We start from the raw sequence: 2,966 nt of genomic DNA on the forward strand, positions 1-2,966 counted from the left end.
CGCGATCGCCGGTCATCTCGATCATGGGCGGCAAGATCGACAACATCTACGACTTGTTCGACATCCTGCGCCAGTCCGAGCCGGAATGGGCGGAGGCGGACGACCGCTTCGTTCATGGCCGCGCGATAAGTCTGGCATGATCGAGCGGCTTTTCGCCTCCTCGCTCGTCCGGTTCGGCCTGGTCGCCGGGGCCGGGCTCTGCGTCGATCTCGGCACCGCCTGGGCGCTGCGCAACTTGACGACGATCCCGCTGACTTTGGCCGCGTTCCTGGGCTTTGTCGCCGGCGCGATCTTCAATTACCTGCTGCATGAGCGCTGGACCTTCGGCACCAAAGCCGCTTCGGCCAAGCGCGGCTCACTCTATCTGCTGGCCCTGCTGGCGACGCTGGCCACCCGCCTGGGCGCGGTCGCCCTGCTGGAACGCTCCGGCCTGCCCGACCTGGGGGTGCTGATCCTGGCGACGGGGGTGTCCTTCATCGTCAACTACGTCCTCAGCCGCTTTCTCGTCTTCCGCCCCGCTCCGGAGAGCTCGCTTTGACCGCCGACCCGCCACGCCAGATACCGGCGCACCGCGTCGACCTGCTCTCGGAACGCCGCCACGCTCACGCCTTGGTTATCCCGGTGATCAACGAAGGCGGGCGTATCCGCGCCCAGCTGGCCCGCGTTGCGGCCGCTGGTCTGCCGGTGGACGTGATCGTGGCGGATGGTGGCTCCACCGACGGCTCGCTCGACCTGCCTTATCTGCAGGAACAAGGCGTGCGTGCGCTGCTGACCAAGACCGGCCCCGGCAAGCTCAGCGCCCAGTTGCGCATGGCTTACGCCTGGTGCCTGGATGAGGGCTACGAAGGCATCATCACCATCGATGGCAACGGCAAGGACAATGTCGAAGCGGTGGCGCAGTTTGTCACCAAGCTGCGCGAGGGGTACGATTATGTCCAAGGCTCGCGCTACGCCCGCGGCGGAAAGGCGGAGAATACACCGCTGGAGCGCACCATCGGCAATCGCCTGATCCACGCGCCGATCCTCAGCTTTTCGGGGCGTCGCTGGTTTACCGATACCACCAATGGCTTTCGCGCCTACTCCCGCCGCTATCTGGTCGATCCTCGCGTGCAACCTTTTCGCGAGGTGTTTTCCGCCTACGAATTGCTATTCTACCTCACAGCGCGCGCCGGCCAGCTGGGCTATCGTGTCTGCGAGATCGGCGTGCGGCGCAGCTATCCTGTGGGAGAGGCGGTGCCCACCAAGATCACCGGCGCGGGCGCTAAGTGGGGCATCATCAAGCAACTGCTGTCTGCCGCCAGTGGCAGGCTCAATCCGCGTTAGCCCAAAATCCCTACGCAACCACAAGACGACTGGCGCATTGCGGCATGGTAATTCGCATGTGCCGCGATAAAAGGGGACTGATGAGCAAGCTTGTTCCGGTAATTCTGTGTGGCGGTAGCGGCACGCGTCTTTGGCCGCGCAGTCGGGCAAGCAAGCCCAAGCCGTTCTTGCCACTGGTAGGTGACACGACGCTGTTCCAAGCGACGATCGCGCGTTGCCCGGCGACCGATGGGTTCGATCCGCCCTTGGTCGTGACAGGGGCCGCACATTTGGCGCATGTGGAAGAGCAGCTAGGTGACACCGCCGGCTCGCAGATCATCGTCGAGCCCAGCGCCCGCAACACAGCCGCCGCGATCGCACTTGCCGCGCTGCGTCTGCCGGAGGACGCCATAATGCTGGTGTGCCCGAGCGACCACCACATCGGCGATACCAAGGCTTTTGCCGAAGCCGCCTGCACCGCCGCGGAACTGGCACAAGACGGTTGGTTGGTCAGCTTCGGCATCGAGGCGACTGCGCCGGAAACCGGTTTTGGCTATCTAAAGCGTGGTGAGGCGATCGGAGACCAAGCCTTCCGCACCGCGCAATTCGTGGAAAAGCCTGATTTGGAACGCGCCATGTCGTTCCTATCAGAAGGTATCTACGCTTGGAACGGCGGCATCTTCGCCTTCAAGGTGGGGGACTTCCTGAAGGAACTGGAAAGCCACCGCCCGCAGATCCTGGCTGCGGTGCGTGATGCCGTCGCCAAGGGGCACGAGGACGGCAATCGCTTCCACCCCGAGCCGCAGACCTTTGCGACGGTGGAAAGCGAATCGGTGGACTATGCGGTGATGGAAAACACCAGCCGCGCCGCGATGGTGCCGGCTGACATGGCCTGGTCCGATATCGGCAACTGGCCCGCGCTTCACGTTGCGCGCGATCGCGACGAGCAGGGCAACGCCACGCGCGGCGACGTGGAGTTGGTCGATTGCCAGAACGTGCTGGTCGATAGCGATGGTCCGCGCGTGTCGGTGATTGGATTGCAGGATGTCTATATCGTGGTGGACGGTAACGACATCATGATCACCACCGCCGCCGGCGCGCAAAAAGTCGGCAAACTGTTTGGCGCGGCAAACCAATGAGCGGCGCGCTCCCCACCAAGCAGGTCGAGAAGCCCTGGGGCAAGGACACCCTGCCCGCGCCGTTTGTCGCCCCGTCGGGTAAGCGGATCGGCGAAATCTGGTTCGAACCGCCGCCGGAATTGTCGCAGCTGCTGGTGAAATACATCTTCACGAGCGAGGCGCTGTCCGTCCAGGTCCACCCGAGCGATGCGCAGACGATCGACAAGGGCATGGGCCGCCAGGGCAAGGAAGAGTGCTGGGTGATCCTAGATGCCGAACCGGGCGCCAAGCTGGGCATCGGGTTCAAGCAGCCGATCGATGCCGACGCCATGCGCGCCGCCGCGCTTGATGGCTCTATCGAGGACTTGATGGAGTGGCACGTGGTATCGCCGGGTGACTTCTTCTACATTCCGGCCAACACCGTGCATGCCATCGGTGCGGGCATCAGCTTGATCGAAGTTCAGCAGAATTCCGACATTACCTATCGCCTGTACGACTACGGCCGCCCACGCGAGCTGCATCTGGAAGAAAGCGTGGCCATCGCCA

At 63.7% G+C, this 2,966-nt stretch carries 4 protein-coding genes; all 4 read left to right on the forward strand.

The features are described from left to right. The first annotated feature begins 136 nt into the window (after positions 1–136). The gene (locus tag ACHWRX_RS09830) at positions 137–538 is read left to right on the forward strand and encodes a GtrA family protein (protein WP_394659055.1); all 402 of its coding nucleotides are present in this window, start codon (positions 137–139) and stop codon (positions 536–538) included. Further along, on the forward strand, positions 535–1,323 hold the full coding sequence (locus ACHWRX_RS09835; RefSeq protein WP_394659056.1) for a glycosyltransferase family 2 protein: 789 nt from the start codon (positions 535–537) through the stop codon (positions 1,321–1,323). The genes ACHWRX_RS09830 and ACHWRX_RS09835 overlap by 4 nt, the downstream gene beginning before the upstream one ends. Before the next feature lie 80 nt (positions 1,324–1,403). Beyond that, entirely contained in the window at positions 1,404–2,441 is a 1,038-nt protein-coding gene (locus tag ACHWRX_RS09840; RefSeq protein ID WP_394659057.1) for a mannose-1-phosphate guanylyltransferase, read from the forward strand. Further along, on the forward strand, positions 2,438–2,966 hold a 529-nt coding region (locus ACHWRX_RS09845; protein ID WP_394659058.1), incomplete at its 3' end, for a class I mannose-6-phosphate isomerase. The genes ACHWRX_RS09840 and ACHWRX_RS09845, both read left to right, overlap by 4 nt.

The sequence above is a fragment of the uncultured Novosphingobium sp. genome (assembly GCF_964277725.1).
Taxonomy (GTDB): Bacteria; Pseudomonadota; Alphaproteobacteria; order Sphingomonadales; family Sphingomonadaceae; genus Novosphingobium; species Novosphingobium fluoreni.

Bases quoted from the DNA above. Each gene is read 5' to 3' on its own strand.
- ACHWRX_RS09830 (WP_394659055.1), top strand. From the start codon at position 137: ATGATCGAGCGGCTTTTCGCCTCCTCGCTCGTCCGGTTCGGCCTGGTC.
- ACHWRX_RS09840 (WP_394659057.1), top strand. From the start codon at position 1,404: ATGAGCAAGCTTGTTCCGGTAATTCTGTGTGGCGGTAGCGGCACGCGT.